Genomic DNA, 15,604 nt, shown 5'->3' with positions numbered 1-15,604 from the left:
GATAAGCCAAGCGGCGAAATTAGTCGCCCGGCAATGAATCACCGGTGAGTGCGACGGCCCGCCTATCGGTCCGATCGCGGATGCGTACCGCAGCCGCGCGCGGGCCTCTGCCACAATTGGTGGATGACCTCGACCGCCGATACCGCCCTGCTCATCGTCAACCTCGGCACGCCCGATGCGCCCACCGCGCCGGCGGTGCGGCGCTACCTCGCCGAATTCCTCGGCGACCGGCGCGTGGTCTCGATCCCGCCGCTGCTGTGGAAGCCGCTGCTGCACGGGGTGATCCTGCCGCTGCGGGGGCCGCGCTCGGCGGAGAAGTACGCGCAGGTCTGGCTGCCGGAAGGCTCGCCGCTGGCGGTGCATACCCAGCGCCTGGCCGAAGGCATCGCGCGCGAGCTGCCGGGCAACTGGCGCGTGGGCGCGGCGATGCGCTACGGCAACCCCGCGCTGCGCCCGGCCCTGGACGCCCTGCATGCCGAAGGCGTCCGCCGCATCGTCGTGCTGCCGCTGTATCCGCAGTACTCGACCACCACCACCGCCTCGGTCGAGGACGTGGTGGACGGCTGGCGCCGGGCGCATCCGGACACCCGCGTCGGCCTGATCAACGACTACGCCACCGACCCGGCCTGGGTCGCGGCGGTGGCCGCCTCGATCCGCGAGCACTGGCAGCGCAACGGGCGCGGGCAGCGCCTGATGTTCTCGTTCCACGGCCTGCCGCAGCGCGTGGCCGACAACGGCGATCCCTATCCGCAACGCTGCGAGGCCAGCGTGCGCGCGATCGCCGCGGCGCTGGAGCTGGAAGACGAGGCCTGGGAGATCGGCTACCAGTCGCGCTTCGGCCGCGAGCGCTGGCTGCAGCCCTATGCCGAGCCGGCGCTGTGGGCGATGGCCGAGCGCGGCATCCGCGAGATCGACATCGTCTGCCCGGGCTTCGCCACCGACTGCCTGGAAACGCTGGAGGAAGTGGCGATGGGGTTCTCGCGCACGCTCGCCGAACGCGGCGCGCGCCTGCGCTACATCCCCTGCCTCAACGACCGCGCCATCCATGCACAGGCGCTGGCCCAGCTGGCGGTGCGCGCGCCATGAGCCTGCAGGAATTCGCCTGCGGCATCCGCCTCGGCCAGGTGCGCGGCCTGCGCGCGGAACGCCCCGGGGGCCGCAAGGTGCTGGCGCTGCACGGCTGGCTCGACAACGCCAACAGCTTCGCGCCGATGGCGCCTTACCTCGACGATCTCGACCTGGTGCTGCTGGACCTGCCCGGCCACGGCCACAGCGATTCGCTGCCCGCCGGCAGCGAGTACACCATGATCGGCGCGATCCACAGCGTGCTCGACGCCGCCGACGCGCTCGGCTGGGAGCGCTTCACCCTGCTCGGGCATTCGATGGGCGCCGGCATCGCCAGCTTCGTCGCCGCCGCCGAGCCGGCGCGGGTCGAGGCGCTGGTCGCGATCGAGGCGCTGGGCGGGCTGGGCGAATCGGTGGAGAACACCGTGGACCGCCTGCGCCAGAGCGTGACCGCCACGCGTTCGCTGCCGCAGCGGCCGCTGCGGGTGTTCCCGACCCTGGAGACGGCGGTCCGCGCGCGCATGATGGCCAACCAGCTGAGCGAGGCCGCCGCGCGGCTGCTGGTCGAGCGCGGCGTCCAGACCGTACCCGGCGGCTACAGCTGGCGCACCGACCAGCGCCTGACCTTGCCCACCGCGGTACGCATGACCGAAGCCCAGATCGATGCCCTGGTGGCCGCGATCGAATGCCCCACCCAGGTGATCTTCGCCACGCCGGCGCAGCCCTACTTCCCCGAGCCGCTGCGCAGCCGGCGCGTGACGCTGCTGCCGCGGGGCCGGCTGGCGACGTTGGCCGGCATCCACCACCTGCACATGGAAGAGCCCGCCGCCGTGGCCGCGATCGTGCGCGAGTTCCTGCAGACGCTACCGGGCTGAGTTCCCGGTCGCAGGAGCGGTTTTTGTAGGAGCGGCTTCAGCCGCGATAGGGCTTTACCGATAGAGCCCATCGCGGCTGAAGCCGCTCCCACAAAAGTCGCTCCTACGGCGAATCCGCTTCGGAGGAGGCGGGTTGCAGGAGATGGCGCAGCTGCGCCTTGAGCTGGCGGCCGTGCTGGTGGAAGTAATCGCGCTCTTCGCGCCAGCCCGGGAAGCGCTTGCCCACCTCGCGCCAGAACGCCGGCGAATGGTTGGCCTGGATCAGGTGGCACAACTCGTGCACCAGCACGTACTCGAATGCCGCCGGCCGGCCCAGCACCAGCGCCAGGTCCAGCGCCATGCTGCCATCGAACGTAGGAACTTGGATCAGCTTCGCAAGCATGCCCCCCTCATCGGCTGCAAACCAATACCCTCCGCCAAGTAAGTGAATCTGACTTCGTTACTCCCCGAATCGGTGGTGACGCCCCGGTTGTCGGTGGCGCGGGCCGTGAGCACATAGTCGTTCGCCCGGCCGGGCACATTGCTCCAGGTGACGGTGTACGGCGACGCCGTCGCCTCGTCGATCTTGGTACTGCCCTGGTAGTACTCGACCTTGCTGATCGTACCGTCCTGGTCGGAAGCGGTGGCGGCTAGGGTGGTATTGCCGGGTGGCGATGACCTGGTTGGCAGTGGGCGCAGTCAGGCTGGTCGTCGGCGCCCATTGCATGGTCTCCCGGATAAAATGAACCTGACCCCTTACTTGCCCGCTACCGCGGGCTGGCGAAGAACACGGCGCAGGTGCTGACACTGTTCGCGCTGTCGAACCTGTGGATGGTGCGCCGGCAATTAATTGTTGCCGGCGGTAGGGTCATTGCGTCTGTGAGGCGGGAAAACCCGCCGAAATACGCTATCGGCGGCGCAAAATATGCCGAATCAGGAACCAATTTCTGCTCCGGGGTCAGAAGCTGAAGCGTCGGAGCGTGTTATTCAGACCATCCCTAACACGCACGTCCATCAAAGCCAGAATGCTGCCCTCATCCATTATGGGCTCGCTTGCGGTTCCGAGTTTATCGATAACGTAGACAGCAATGCAGGTTGTAGCCAGCGCGACCGATCCATAACCACGATGTCGCGGAACAAGAAAAATCTCAGCCAGCGATGCGCCATTAACCAAAATGGCTCGATCAAGAACTACTCGAATTACTTCTTGACCGAATTGACCCGTACTAACGTCCTCAATTAGTCCGGATACCCCTGTAAGCGTGGCAGAACTTGGCCCCTCACCTGATATCAAAAACACTCTCTTGCCAACAACATTCCAGCCCAGCATACGAGTAGCCGCATTAAGTATTCGACGAAACATGGCTCAGTCCCCGAATGGCACAGTCCTATACTCCACTCCCCACGGCGCTGCGTGACCCCATTGAGGCTGCGGAGCAACAGAACGAGGGCCCCATACAAAACCTGTTGGCGACACTGGACGAACACCAGTAGCAGAGTTCCAAGGCGGCAGGGCCAAAGCATTCCTCGCTTCCGCACCAGTAGCGTATGGCGGCCGCCATCCCCAACCTCGCGTCATCCAAGTGCTGTTATATGCAGTGTTGCCGGCAGGGTAGTACTGCCAGAATGGACGTGCGGACCAAGCACCAAGTGAGGCCCCAGCAGACAACACAACTGATGTAGCTGGCGCGGTCTTTGGCGTCCACAAACTGGCAAAGCCCCCTGGCACGGCGTAAAGCCAGTTGCCTGTTTTCACATGAGCATCCGCCCAGCTCTGTGCAGCGGCATCGCCAGCTTCTGTAGACGCATCCCAAGCGGCCCGGAAAGGTGACCACTCTCTGCTGAGAGGCTCAGATACATTCCTTTGCCAATCACCTGATTGCATCCACTGCGTAGGCCGGCCACTCCCCGACCTCCCAGCCGTTGCCGAAGTCGACTGCGTGGTAAACCCACCAGTACTTTTGCATGTGCCGTCATCGTTCTCGATGCGTGAGCCCGTACAGCGTCCATCAGGATCGAAGAAGCGGTATGGGTTGTTCGCGGCATACATGTAGCGGTTAAACAGCGCGCCGGTGTTCGGATCAGCACTCACTGGATCGACCGACAACATCCTTCCAATGGTTGGATCGTAATAGCGCTGCTGCATCTGCACCAGCCCGGTCATCGTATCCATCACGTGCCCAGCGTACCCCGGACCGTCCACCATCGGCCGGTTCAGCAGCTGACCATACGGCGCGTACTCGCTGCGCTCCACCACCGCCTGGTTCGCATCCGTTACCACCACCGGGCTGCCCAGCGCATCGGTGTGATGGTAACGCACCGTCTCCGCCTCGCTTCCCAGCGGGCGCTCGCGCTGCGCCAGCAGACTCCCGCCCAGGTACAGATAGTCCACCCGCATACCCCGGCGCGCGTCCTGCTGGTACGCCAGCTGCCCTCCTTGGCTGTAATGCGAGTGGATCACCCCGTTGCCCGCGCGCGCCTGCGCACGCCGACCGTACGCATCGTAACGATAGCTCTCTTCCGCTCCCGCCACCGGCATCGCCTTCCGCAACCGGTTGCCATAGTCGAACTCGTAGCTCGCCCCATTGCGCCGGTTCAGGTTTCCTTGGACGTCGTAGCCCAGCCCGATCACCGTCGCCTGGCTCGCCTGATCGATCACATTGGTCAGACGGTTGCTGCCGTCGTAGTGATAACGGCGCTGGCTGCCCCCCATCTGCACCGTCCGCAGGTTGTCCAGCGCGTCGTAGCTGTAGCGCGCCACGCCGTCGCCCCCGAACATCGCCGATTGCGCCGTCAACAGCCGGTCCAGCCCGTCGTAGCTCATCGAACGCGTCTGCCGTCCCCCCTAGATGGTCCGTGATGCCTGCCACGTTGCCGCTGCCGTCGTACGCATACCCCAGGTCCAGCACCGTGCCATCGGTACTGCGCGCAGGCAGCTGCCGCGCGTTCTGCCACGCTCGGCGTCAGCATCGAGGAACTGATCGGGCAAACCGCCAAGCGCAGCGCGAGCAAGCGCGGGCCGGCGCCGAAGCTGCAACAGCAGCTCGAACAAGTCAGCCGCTTGCCCAAGGCCAAGCAACGCGCCATCGCGCAGGTGCTTGATTCCATGCTGGGACAGTCGTAACAACGTCAACGGCACAACAGCAAAAACGACAAGGCCCGCATCGCTGCGGGCCTTGTGCTTTATAGCGGAATTGATGGGTATCGCTTCGCTCAACCCATCCTACGGGCTACGGGCCTAGAACAATGTCAATGTGTCCCATCTCGGCCCCTTAATGACACCATCTTCCCAGCGAATGAGTTCCAGTTCTAGGAGCCGATCTTGCTCATCCGCATGCAGCAGTAACGTTAGCTCCACGTTATCCACATCAAGCACTCTTATCTCAACCGGATACGGATGCTGACCTGAGTAAGCGGGGCGGCAATAACCGGCAATATCGAACGAAACCCGCGACCTATCCTCCGACTCGGAGCTTACCGAGGCATTCGATAAGTCTGCACACAGTTGATCGCGTTGAGCTTCTGGCAGCCGATTAGCAACACGCCAGATCAAAGTTCTCTCATGGTTGTTTAGCGGTCGCATCATTTCACAGGAAAGATAGTTCCAACGTTAACGTTGCCGTTCGGCAGAGCCCGCATTCTGTACTCAATAAGAACCCCATTCACGCGCATCCTCCCAACCACGTCCGCCCCAATCGCCAGATTTTGTCTTACGCGCGCTACTTCACGCGCGATGATCGTTTGCGTCCGAGCTACGTTCAACCCTGCCGCTTCCAGACGAGAGGCATAGTGCGCCGTTCTAAACACCGTTGAGCCAATTGACGCTCCTCTCAAGCCAACAGCTGGCGGCATGCCGGCATTTATAGGGGTCAGTGTGTAGGTGAATGCATCTCCGATTGGCACCACGTTGACAAGGTAAGGGTCACCAAACAGAGCATCCAACACCGGACCTCCATTCAGTTCGGTTACAAAGTCATCACCCGCCTCACTTGCAGCAGCGCTACTAGCGAATACGGATCCAGGCCCCGCACGCTCAGCGTTGGAGCTTTGCGCATCACTCCGCTTCTTTCCACCTTCCCCATGTAGAGAAACCGAAGATCCATTAGCGCCTCTGCAGCTAAGACAGGAGTCCAGCGACCTCCTATCCGGCCTTACATGCTTCTCTTCGTCTTCGCGACCATCCGGGTCAAAGAATCGATACGGGTTGTTGCTGGCGTACCAATACCGGTTGAAGTTGTCGCCGGTACTACTGTTTGCCGTCACGGGATCGACCGACAACATCCTTCCAATGGTTGGATCGTAATAGCGCTGCTGCATCTGCACCAGCCCGGTCATCGTATCCATCACGTGACCGGTGTACCCCGGACCGTCCACCATCGGCCGGTTCAGCAGCTGACCATACGGCGCGTACTCGCTACGCTCCACCACCGCCTGGTTCGCATCCGTTACCACCACCGGACTGCCCAGCGCATCGGTGTGATGGTAACGCACCGTCTCCGCCTCGCTTCCCAGCGGGCGCTCGCGCTGCGCCAGCAGACTCCCGCCCAGGTACAGATAGTCCACCCGCATACCCCGGCGCGCGTCCTGCTGGTACGCCAGCTGCCCTCCTTGGCTGTAATGCGAGTGGATCACCCCGTTGCCCGCGCGCGCCTGCGCACGCCGACCGTACGCATCGTAACGATAGCTCTCTTCCGCTCCCGCCACCGGCATCGCCTTCCGCAACCGGTTGCCATAGTCGAACTCGTAGCTCGCCCCATTGCGCCGGTTCAGGTTTCCTTGGACGTCGTAGCCCAGCCCGATCACCGTCGCCTGGCTCGCCTGATCGATCACATTGGTCAGACGGTTGCTGCCGTCGTAGTGATAACGGCGCTGGCTGCCCCCCATCTGCACCGTCCGCAGGTTGTCCAGCGCGTCGTAGCTGTAGCGCGCCACGCCGTCGCCCCCGAACATCGCCGATTGCGCCGTCAACAGCCGGTCCAGCCCGTCGTAGCTCATCGAACGCGTCTGCCGTCCCCCTAGATGGTCCGTGATGCCTGCCACGTTGCCGCTGCCGTCGTACGCATACCCCAGGTCCAGCACCGTGCCATCGGTACTGCGCGCAGGCAGCTGCCGCGCGTTCTGCGTCATGCTGTGCACCAAGCCGTTGCCGTACCGGAACCGGCGCAGCGCTCCGTTCGGGTAGTAGCGCACTTCGCTTGCATAGTGGCCCACCCGCGTCGGCTGGCCCAATCCGTTCGGCCCATAGTCCACCGCCAGGCCGCTCGGATAGGTCGTCCCTGTCAGGTACCCGTTGCCGTCGTAGCGGTGGTCCAGGACCGTCACCTGCCCGTCCGACTGCATGCTCTCGCGGATCAACAGACGTCGCGGGTTGTACGCATAGTCGTTGATCACACTCCCCAGCCCGATGCCCTCGTTGCTGGTCGTCACCGTCCGTGGCAGCCCGTCGGCCCAGTACTGCCAGGACTGGTTGCCCCGGCCGTCCGGAAACGTCAGCGACTTGAGCCGGTTCCTCTCATCGTAGACCCTGCTCACCACCCGTCCCGAGGCGCGCGCTTCGGTGCGATTGCAGTTGGCCGGATCGGACAAGTCCAAGCCGCTGGCCTGCCAGGCCACGTTGCCGGCCGCATCGTAATCGATCACGGTGGCACCGCTCTCCGGCTCTATCGTCTTGCATAGCCGCTGGTTCGCGTCATACACGTAACGACGTGACAGGGCCAATGGCGCCGGGATCGCGTGCACGCCCGAATTGTCCAGCAGCCGGTTCTCCGCACCCGCCGGGGATATCCCATGCAGGTAGATCCGCTGGTTGGCATACTGCTGCCGCAATGCAGCCGTCAAAGGAATCTGGAAACGGTAAGTGCTGCCCTGCGCCTGGCACGCGGTGGCCACACCCGGCTCGCTGGCCCTGTTGGCCGCATAGCTGCCGACGTATGCCCCGCCGCTGCCTGCCGCGCCGCCTGCATAGAGATGCACGTCGATGGGCGCGTTGCGGCCCGTGGAGCAGGCCCATCCACGCAACTGATAGATCCCCGCCGCGTCCAGACCAATCCCATCGATGTTTCCCTTCACCATCGATTGCGCCACGGACACGCTGACCGCGTTCGATGTCGTGGTGTTGCCGCTGTTATCCGTCGCACGCGCCGTCATGCTGTAGCTGCCCACTCCGGCCCCGGACCAGCTGCCGGTCCAGGGAGCCGCGTTGGCGGTGGCCACCAGGTTGCCGTTGGCGAAGAACTCCACCTTGGTCACGTGACCATCGCTGTCTGCCGCGTCGGCCGACAATCCGATCGTTGCCGGCGCGATCCAGGGCTGCCCAGTCGGCGCACGCAACGATACCGTAGGCGGCTTGGCCCCGGGAGCCACCACGGTGATGCTTCGGTTGCCGCTGCTGGCGGTCTTCCCAGCATTGTTCCTGGCGGTGGCCCAGAAGGTATAGGTGCCAGGACCCAGGCCGGTGAGCGTATGGGACACGCTGTCGCCGGACTTGTTCTCCGCGAGCAATCCGTGGCTCAGGCTGTATACGGCAACCGAGGAAACGTAGATGCCATCGTCGATAGTCAGCGCGGTGGCCGTGACCCGCACTGTAGCCGGCGCCGTGTATACGTCTCCCCCGACAGGCTCATCGAGGCCGACGTAGATGTAGGTGTTGGCCTGCGCCCAAGCCAACGGCGATCCCAACAGCGAGCACAGCAACAGACATCCCCTCAGCCCCACTCCGATCCAGTCCATGGCTTATCCCTCCGGCCCCGTCCGCTGTATTTCCACCGGCTGCCCATGGACATTCCTGACCACCTTCGTCGCTGCGCCCTGCGGGGATTCCATCAGGACGGGAAATTCATAGGTTGGTACGTCGAATGCCTGGAATCGCTCCGTCGTCGCGTATCCGCGCGGATTGGTGGTACGCCGAAGGAACCCCGGCAGATACTGGATCGTCGTCGTCAGTAGCCCCTGTTCGCCGTCCTGCGACACAGATACCTCCCTGCCGAGGGCGTCGTACTCCGTCCATGTTCCGCTCGTCAGGACATCCGTATCCCCGGGATACGAGGTGAACATCGGCCGGCCGGCCCTGTCGTACGCGAAGCGTTGAAAACGCCGCGTCTCCGCTTCGTTGGCGGCGTCGTACTCTCTCGTCAGCACGGGCCGCCAAAGTGCATCGTAATAGGTCAGCCTGCGGGCGTTGCCCGTGGACTCGCTCAATCGCCAATGCCCCGCTGCAATCCCGTGCTCGGCGTTGCCCAGGCGCTCGAACACGCGGCTAGTGGCATTGATGTTCTCTCCAGCCGCTGCAGGCGGCACGATCCTGGTCAGTCGCCCCATCACATCGTAGTCGTAGGACGTCTTGTATCCATTCGGGTCGGTAATCGATACGACCCATCCATGGTCGTTCACCTGGGCAGAGCGGGTACTCCCATCCGCATACTGGATAGTCTGCGGTATGGCGCGCTTCCATGCCGACGGGCGGGTAGCATTGCCTGCGCCATCCTTGCTCCAGGCCAAGGTGCCGTCCGGGTTGTACCCCAACTCCTGCTGCAATACGCCAAACGAGTACTTCTTCACGGGCAGCGCCTGATCCGCGCTGTAGTCAGTCCTTTCCTCAACGCCTCCACTTGCGGCATGCGTCAGTGATTGAAGCTGGCCGAGTACCCATTTGTTCTTCTGGTCGAAGTAGACCAGCGATTCATTCCTGCTATAGCCTAGCGAACTGGATCGGGTGATGCTCAATGGACGCGCGATATTGTCGAATCTTTCTGTCGTGCGACTGAATGTCGTGCCATCCTGAGTGACTACAACTTTTGATTCCGGACGCAAGTACTCGGAAGTAAAGCCGTCGCCTCGTGGCATTTGGGTACTGCCGATCGCCGATTGGAATTGCTGGCCCGCTACAGGGAGGACATAGCTCCTGTCCTCTTTCCTCAGGCTCGCCGTCGTACCCGGCCCTCCCCTTTCGGTTCGAAGCAGCAAGCCCTCGTTATAGCGATAGCTGTTTCCGAATGTATATATCTCCCAGTCTCCGCCAGGGTTATCGACCCGTGTCACTGTCGTGCCGGCACAATCGTCCGACTGACATCGCGGCACACTGCAATCTCCGGACGTGCAGACGGGCCCCGTTCCCGGGGCGAACGAGATAGCGGAGCCATAGGAGTAGTTCCACACCATCTCCGGGATACCCGGACCACGTACACGTTTGCTCGACAGCGCAAAGGCATCGTAGGCAAGGGTGTACACCGCTACGTCGTCGTTCGGGTTGTTGTTTGGCGTCGTATAATTGTTGCACACCATGGGAACATTGGACCGGCCGAGCCTGACCACCTTGACCCGGAACTCGCCCGATGCTCCCGAAGGGTGTGTCACTGTGCCGGTATATTCCGGTGGACTCATCACGAAGCCCGGATAGCCGCACGTCCGCACGATGTCCTCGGGATAGTTGGACTCTTCGTACCAGATCGCAGCATCCAGGAAGCTGCGAAAATCCATGTTCCAGCGGTTCTGATCCGGCAGTGCCACCGAGGTCAGCGTAGCCAGTTGCGAAGAGGGATAGGCATATTCGTACATCCAGGTACGCACACCATCGTTTATGCTGGAGACATACCCTCTTGCGTTGTACTGCAAGTTCAGCACACGCCCATCATTGGCTTCGATCCTGACCAGCCTGGCCGGATCGGTCGCCCCATTGGCGTATTGCAAGGTTACCCAGTTCCCGAACCTGTCCTCCACCCGGGTGGCATACAGAACCGTCCTTCTCCTATCGAGCCTGGATGCGCTGCCACTACCCCTCGGCTTGGCCAAGACCGGTTCTAGATACTGCGCCTGCCAGTCGAACCAGTACTTTTTTCCATCCGGAGTTATGGCCAGGAATCCCTCCCCCGCCGCATTTTTCAACGCTGGGAGGCACGAGAAGTACGTAAGGTCCTGCGTCAACCAATAGTACGGCCCGCCGGATTCCGGGCGAGGAAAATTCTGATTATTGGCTACCAGCATATCCTGTGATCCGCGGCCCGGGATCACCACGTAATTTCCATGCCAGTAATCCGTCGGATAGAAATACCCTCCATCCTGTGCTTGAACCACTGGAGGTTGGCCGCTCCCCGAGTTAAGCGAGCATTTGCTTCCCCAACCCGACTGCCTTGCAAATACTCCCACCACTCTCGGGACCTCCAAGTCCCAGTCGGCGAATGGCTTGTCCACAATCAGGTAACCCGAGCGGTTGGTTACGCTGAAAGAGCGGGATATCGCTACGGGCAGATCGCTGTTCCCGGGAATATCCACGTCCGTTACCGCAAAGCTCAATTCTCCGCTTTGCAACGAAACCCGATCACCGAACAGCGAGGTTCCCAACAGGGATATATCTCCCTGCTTTTTGATTAACTTATCGTATTCCTCCCATGGGGAACGATCTGACTTCTGTCCCCATGCATTGCACGACATGAAGATCAGGGCCGTAACGGCCCACGCCGATGCTCTCATCCTTATCCCCCTTTCCATGTCGGATTCGACTTGCCGTTAACATATCACGTCGACTGCACCAGGTTAGGTAATGAGTCGCGTGCGGGTTGCTTTACTTGCACTGGTTGCATGCAGAAGCAAACATATTTCAAATATGTATTTTTGATAATTCACACATTTGGGAAACCATACGCAGACGCGAGCTCCTGCCTGGAACCTTCGCGTTCAGATGCCGCTAGACAGCCAGTTCGCGGCGTTGACCGGCATCCACCACCTGCACATGGAAGAGCCCGCCGCGGTGGCCGCGATCGTGCGCGAGTTCCTGCAGGCGTTGCCCGGCTGATCCGCGGGAGGGGCTCCAGGGGCCCGGGACTCTCCCGGAACGGCCCTGCACGTGGCGTCATCTCGCGGCGGCGCGCCGCGCACCACGGCTCTCCGCGACGCGGGCCGGCGCCCTGCCCTCAGGGTTCGGTGGGTTGCAGGAGATGGCGCAGCTGCGCCTTGAGCTGGCGGCCGTGCTGGTGGAAGTAATCGCGCTCGTCGCGCCAGCCCGGGAAGCGCTTGCCCACCTCGCGCCAGAACGCCGGCGAATGGTTGGCCTGGATCAGGTGGCACAGCTCGTGCACCAGCACGTACTCGAATGCCGCCGGCCGGCCCAGCACCAGCGCCAGGTCCAGCGCCATGCTGCCGTCGGGGGCGAGCGATCCCCATTGCGAGGACATCACCTTGTAGCGCACCGTGCGCGGCGCGCGCGGCAGCGTGGGCAGGTACTTCGGCAGCCAGCGGCCGACGTCGGCGCGGGCCTGCGCCTCGTAGAAGTCCTTCAGTGCGCGCCGCAGCGCCGGCTCGCCCGCGCGTGCCGGCAGGTGCAGGTGGACCGCGCCGTCGGCGGCCTCGATGCGGGTGTAGCGCGCCTCGTGCCAGTGCAGCGGCAGCAGTTCGCCGCGCAGCGGCAGCGTGCCGGGCTGGCCGCGCTGCAACGTCACCAGCGCGTGCGCCTGCCGGTAGCGCGCGAGCTGCTGCGCCAGCCAGTCGCGGTGCTCGTGCAGGAAGCGCTCGCCGGCGACGAGGCTGGCGCGCGGCGGCAGCGTCAGCCGCGCGCCGCGCTCGTCGACGCTCAGCTTGATGCGGCGCGCGCGCGGATCGCGCACGCGCAGCACGACGATCTCGCGTTCCTCCAGTCGCAGGCGGACGTGGTCGCGTTCGACCACCTGCGGCGGGGGCGCGATCAGGCGGCGGAGGACGTTCGGCATGGCCGGTACAGCATACGACGGGAGGTTTGCAGATGGGTGTCGAGGAATACCCTTCTTCCTCCGGGCCCGGGCGCGGAGCATGGTGCGCCGGCGGGGTGGGCACGGGCGAAGCCGCGGCGTACCGGGCCGGTGGACATCGTGATGGAGAACGCGCCGCCACGCACCGGCCAAGGCCGACCATCGCCGAGCGGATGCCCGGATCGCCGGCCGGTCGGGCGCGCGGCGACGCGCTCGTCCGTGCCGCTACCGATCGAGCGCTGCGGCGCGGCTTCGAGGCTCCGATCCATGGCGCGCCCAAGCCGTGCCATGGGTGCTCCAAGGCACGCGCGCCCGTGGCGCGCAAGCCGTGCCTCTCGTCCGCGGATTCAGGTATCCGCCTTGCTCAGCTTCAACGCCTGTTCCAGCAGCAGGAACAGCCGGCGCACCTCGCCGCTCATCAGCGCGAAGCGGGCGTCCAGCTCGGCGCGCGCGCCGTCTTCCTCGCTGTGCTCGAGCTGGTCGAGCGCTCCGTCGAGGAACTTGAGCTTGCGGATCACCAGGTCGTCGCCGAGCACGAAGGAGACGTGGTCGTCCAGCACCAGCGCCAGCTTGGTCACCTGCTTGCCGGCCTCCAGGTGCTTGTCGATCTCCTCACAGCGCAGTTCCTGATGCTGGCACTTGACCACCGCGCCGCCCTCGATGGGGTCCTTCATCTCGCATTCTTCGCCGAGGCTGAGGCCTTCCGGCAGCGGCTCGCCGGCGATCCAGCCGGTCAGCACCGAGCGCGGCGCCACTTCCGCGTTGAGCGGCAGCGCGGGGAAGCTGCCGAGCAGGCCGCGGATCTCGCTCATCACGTTCTCGCCGGTCTTGCGGCTGGAGGTATCCACCGCGACGTAGCCGTGCTGCAGGTCGAGCATCGCATCGGTGCGCGAGGTCTTCACGAACGCGCGCGGCAGCAGCTCGTGGATCAGGTCGTCCTTCAGGCGCTTGCGCGCGCGGCCGCCGGGGCGGCGCCCTTCCTTCTCCTCGATCTCGGCGACCTTGCGCGCGAGCAGGTCGTTGACCACCGAGCCGGGCAGGATCTTGTCCTCCCCGCCCACGGTCAGCCACAGGAAATCGCCGATGCGATGGCTCAGCGCCTCCTGTTCGTCGCGCCCGAACGGCGAGATGAAGCCGCGCGAGGTCATCTCCAGCGGGCCGACCGGGCGCAGCAGCGCCTCGGGCAGCAGCTTGTCGATTTCGGAAAAGTCGATCGAGGTGGGAAAGCGGAACAGGGTCAGGTTGCGGAAGAACATCTGGGATCCGGGATGAAGGGGAATTCGGGACTGGTCGGGATCCGCCGTTCCCGCCAGGGCGGGCATCGGGCGTCCTGCCCGCGCGGGACGCGGTCCGGACGACAGTCGCTGGGTTCCCGCCGGGGCGGGAACGACGGTGGGAACATCGCCACCCGCTCAGGCCACGCCGTCTTCGGCCGCCGCGGTGGGTTCGCCCGCGAGCCAGGCGTGCGCGTCGGCCCGCACCGCGCCTTCGCGGTGGCCGAGCGAGAGGAAGTCGAACAGGGTGCGGTCGGCCAGCTGCGAGGGCCGGATGTCGCCGAGCGCGCGCGCGATCTGCTCGACGCGGCCGGGATGGTCCTTCTCCCACTGCTTCAGCATCGCCCCGACCTGCTTGCGCTGCAGGTTCTCCTGGCTGCCGCACAGGTTGCAGGGGATGATCGGGAACGCCTTGGCCTGCGCGTACTCGACGATGTCGGCCTCGCGCACGTAGGCCAGCGGGCGGATCACCACGTGCTTGCCGTCGTCGCTGCGCAGCTTGGGCGGCATGCCCGACAGCTTGGCGTGGTGGAACAGGTTCATGAAGAACGTGGCGACCATGTCGTCGCGGTGGTGGCCCAGCGCGATCTTGGTGAAGCCGTTCTGCTCGGCGTAGCCGTACAACGAGCCGCGGCGCAGGCGCGAGCACAGCGAGCACATCGTCTTGCCTTCCGGGATCACCCGGCTGACCACCGAATAGGTGTCCTGCTCGATGACGTGGTACGGCACGCCGATCGAGGCCAGGTAGTCGGGCAGTACGTGCTCGGGGAAGCCCGGCTGCTTCTGGTCCAGGTTGACTGCGACCAGCTCGAACGGCACCGGCGCCTTCTTCTGCAGCTGCAGCAGGATGTCCAGCATGGTGTAGCTGTCCTTGCCGCCGGACAGGCAGACCATGACCTTGTCGCCGGCCTCGATCATGCCGAAGTCGGCGATGGCCTGGCCGACCTGGCGGCGCAGGCGCTTGGCGAGCTTGGCATGTTCGCGCTCGACCGCGCGGGGATCGCGGCGGGTCGGGGAAGGATCGGGGAGCGGGATGACGGCGGCATTCATGGCCCGCGCATTCTACTCGGTCGCGGCAACGGCCTTCCGGCGGCGCCCGCTCCTGGCGGGAGCGGCCCGGCCCCGGCGGGCGCGATGGCGCAACGCAGCAAGGCCTTTGCACGAACTGCTGCTAGAGTTCGGCCGACTCCCGACGAGCCGTCGCTCCGATGCAAAGCCCCCGTCCCGCCCTTGCGGTTTTTTTTGCTGCGATTCCTGGTAGCGCTAACATCGCGGTCCGCGCCGGAGGCCCGGCATGAGCGCGCTCTACGTGGGCCTGGACGTGGGCACGCAGAGCGTGAAGCTGGTGGCCTACGATCCCGAGGCGGGGGAGGTGGTGTCCACGCAGTCGTCGGCGCTGGCGCTGACGAGCGCGGAGGACGGCACGCGCGAGCAGGAAGCGGCGTGGTGGATCGAGGGGGTCGTGGCGTGCTTTGCCGGGTTGCCGGCCGAGCAGCGGGCGCGGGTGCGCGGGATCGCGGTGTCGGGCCAGCAGCACGGGTTCGTGCCGGTGGCGGCGGACGGGACGGTGACCGCGCCGGTGAAGCTGTGGTGCGACACCAGCACGCAGGCGCAGGTGGAGGCGCTGATGGGGGCGGTGGGCGGGGTGCCGGGAGCGGTGGCCGCGGCCGGCAACCCGATCCTGGCCGGCTACACC

The 15,604-nt window shown here is 64.6% G+C and carries 14 protein-coding genes and 1 pseudogene; 4 read left to right on the top strand and 11 right to left on the bottom strand.

The genetic code is table 11. The features are described from left to right. Positions 1-123 precede the first annotated feature (123 nt). Together hemH and FD678_RS18415 are read left to right on the top strand one after the other, a co-directional pair. Complete coding sequence (hemH, locus tag FD678_RS18420) at positions 124-1,086, top strand: ferrochelatase (RefSeq protein ID WP_140727420.1); 963 nt, start codon at positions 124-126, stop codon at positions 1,084-1,086. Continuing rightward, complete coding sequence (locus FD678_RS18415; protein ID WP_140727418.1) at positions 1,083-1,940, top strand: alpha/beta fold hydrolase; 858 nt, start codon at positions 1,083-1,085, stop codon at positions 1,938-1,940. The genes hemH and FD678_RS18415 overlap by 4 nt, the downstream gene beginning before the upstream one ends. Before the next feature lie 103 nt (positions 1,941-2,043). On the opposite strand, the gene FD678_RS18410 is transcribed toward FD678_RS18415, so the two are convergent. Both FD678_RS18410 and FD678_RS20920 read right to left on the bottom strand, forming a co-directional pair. Then, positions 2,044-2,322: a YgjP-like metallopeptidase domain-containing protein gene (locus tag FD678_RS18410; RefSeq protein WP_256661979.1), complete on the bottom strand. Its 279-nt coding sequence runs from the start codon at positions 2,320-2,322 to the stop codon at positions 2,044-2,046. Further along, entirely contained in the window at positions 2,307-2,609 is a 303-nt protein-coding gene (locus tag FD678_RS20920; RefSeq protein ID WP_372237540.1) for an Ig-like domain-containing protein, read from the bottom strand. Before FD678_RS20920 ends, FD678_RS18410 begins: the two co-directional genes overlap by 16 nt. A gap of 75 nt (positions 2,610-2,684) precedes the next feature. Between FD678_RS20920 and FD678_RS20480 the strand changes: the two are divergent. Continuing rightward, positions 2,685-2,789, top strand: a pseudogene (locus tag FD678_RS20480) (IS5/IS1182 family transposase); the annotation flags it as partial. Positions 2,790-2,877: 88 nt separating this feature from the next. On the opposite strand, the gene FD678_RS18400 reads toward FD678_RS20480, so the two are convergent. The 9 genes from FD678_RS18400 to ttcA form a co-directional block, all read right to left on the bottom strand. After that, entirely contained in the window at positions 2,878-3,249 is a 372-nt protein-coding gene (locus FD678_RS18400; RefSeq protein WP_140727416.1) for a hypothetical protein, read from the bottom strand. Positions 3,250-3,285: 36 nt separating this feature from the next. After that, entirely contained in the window at positions 3,286-4,743 is a 1,458-nt protein-coding gene (locus tag FD678_RS18395; RefSeq protein WP_218569841.1) for an RHS repeat domain-containing protein, read from the bottom strand. A gap of 21 nt (positions 4,744-4,764) precedes the next feature. After that, positions 4,765-5,136, bottom strand: a complete 372-nt coding sequence (locus tag FD678_RS20310) for a hypothetical protein (RefSeq protein ID WP_177497895.1) — start codon at positions 5,134-5,136, stop codon at positions 4,765-4,767. Positions 5,137-5,157: 21 nt separating this feature from the next. Further along, positions 5,158-5,502, bottom strand: coding sequence for a DUF6984 family protein (locus FD678_RS20915; RefSeq protein WP_372237539.1), 345 nt, complete (start codon positions 5,500-5,502; stop codon positions 5,158-5,160). Further along, positions 5,502-8,648 (bottom strand): RHS repeat domain-containing protein, encoded by a 3,147-nt coding sequence (locus tag FD678_RS20305; RefSeq protein WP_177497893.1) that lies wholly within the window; start codon positions 8,646-8,648, stop codon positions 5,502-5,504. Before FD678_RS20305 ends, FD678_RS20915 begins: the two co-directional genes overlap by 1 nt. A gap of 3 nt (positions 8,649-8,651) precedes the next feature. Then, positions 8,652-11,384 (bottom strand): RHS repeat domain-containing protein, encoded by a 2,733-nt coding sequence (locus tag FD678_RS18385; protein ID WP_218569840.1) that lies wholly within the window; start codon positions 11,382-11,384, stop codon positions 8,652-8,654. A gap of 440 nt (positions 11,385-11,824) precedes the next feature. Further along, a complete protein-coding gene (locus tag FD678_RS18380) occupies positions 11,825-12,616 on the bottom strand; it encodes a YgjP family zinc-dependent metalloprotease (protein WP_140727414.1) in 792 nt (263 codons plus the stop codon). Positions 12,617-12,981: 365 nt separating this feature from the next. Further along, on the bottom strand, positions 12,982-13,890 hold the full coding sequence (locus tag FD678_RS18375) for a recombination-associated protein RdgC (RefSeq protein ID WP_140727412.1): 909 nt from the start codon (positions 13,888-13,890) through the stop codon (positions 12,982-12,984). Positions 13,891-14,046: 156 nt separating this feature from the next. Next, positions 14,047-14,958, bottom strand: a complete 912-nt coding sequence (gene ttcA, locus FD678_RS18370) for a tRNA 2-thiocytidine(32) synthetase TtcA (protein WP_140727410.1) — start codon at positions 14,956-14,958, stop codon at positions 14,047-14,049. A gap of 244 nt (positions 14,959-15,202) precedes the next feature. On the opposite strand from ttcA, the gene FD678_RS18365 reads away from it, so the two are divergent. Then, positions 15,203-15,604 (top strand): FGGY family carbohydrate kinase (locus FD678_RS18365; protein ID WP_256661978.1); only part of this gene is annotated, 402 nt, incomplete at its 3' end.

Source organism: Pseudomonas sp. Hp2 (assembly GCF_006386585.1).
In the GTDB taxonomy this organism is placed as follows: Bacteria; Pseudomonadota; Gammaproteobacteria; order Xanthomonadales; family Xanthomonadaceae; genus Pseudomonas_S; species Pseudomonas_S boreopolis.
Note: the sequence above shows the minus strand (reverse complement) of the source record. Positions and strands in the feature narration are given on the sequence as shown.

What these genes read in the sequence shown, in the direction of transcription:
- hemH (WP_140727420.1), top strand. Translation starts at nt 124, where the DNA reads ATGACCTCGACCGCCGATACCGCCCTGCTCATCGTCAACCTCGGCACG.
- FD678_RS18415 (WP_140727418.1), top strand. Translation starts at nt 1,083, where the DNA reads ATGAGCCTGCAGGAATTCGCCTGCGGCATCCGCCTCGGCCAGGTGCGC.
- FD678_RS18410 (WP_256661979.1), bottom strand. Translation starts at nt 2,322, where the DNA reads ATGCTTGCGAAGCTGATCCAAGTTCCTACGTTCGATGGCAGCATGGCG.
- FD678_RS18400 (WP_140727416.1), bottom strand. Translation starts at nt 3,249, where the DNA reads ATGCTGGGCTGGAATGTTGTTGGCAAGAGAGTGTTTTTGATATCAGGT.
- FD678_RS18395 (WP_218569841.1), bottom strand. Translation starts at nt 4,743, where the DNA reads ATGAGCTACGACGGGCTGGACCGGCTGTTGACGGCGCAATCGGCGATG.
- FD678_RS20915 (WP_372237539.1), bottom strand. Translation starts at nt 5,502, where the DNA reads ATGCGACCGCTAAACAACCATGAGAGAACTTTGATCTGGCGTGTTGCT.
- FD678_RS20305 (WP_177497893.1), bottom strand. Translation starts at nt 8,648, where the DNA reads ATGGACTGGATCGGAGTGGGGCTGAGGGGATGTCTGTTGCTGTGCTCG.
- FD678_RS18385 (WP_218569840.1), bottom strand. Translation starts at nt 11,384, where the DNA reads ATGAGAGCATCGGCGTGGGCCGTTACGGCCCTGATCTTCATGTCGTGC.
- FD678_RS18380 (WP_140727414.1), bottom strand. Translation starts at nt 12,616, where the DNA reads ATGCCGAACGTCCTCCGCCGCCTGATCGCGCCCCCGCCGCAGGTGGTC.
- FD678_RS18375 (WP_140727412.1), bottom strand. Translation starts at nt 13,890, where the DNA reads ATGTTCTTCCGCAACCTGACCCTGTTCCGCTTTCCCACCTCGATCGAC.
- ttcA (WP_140727410.1), bottom strand. Translation starts at nt 14,958, where the DNA reads ATGAATGCCGCCGTCATCCCGCTCCCCGATCCTTCCCCGACCCGCCGC.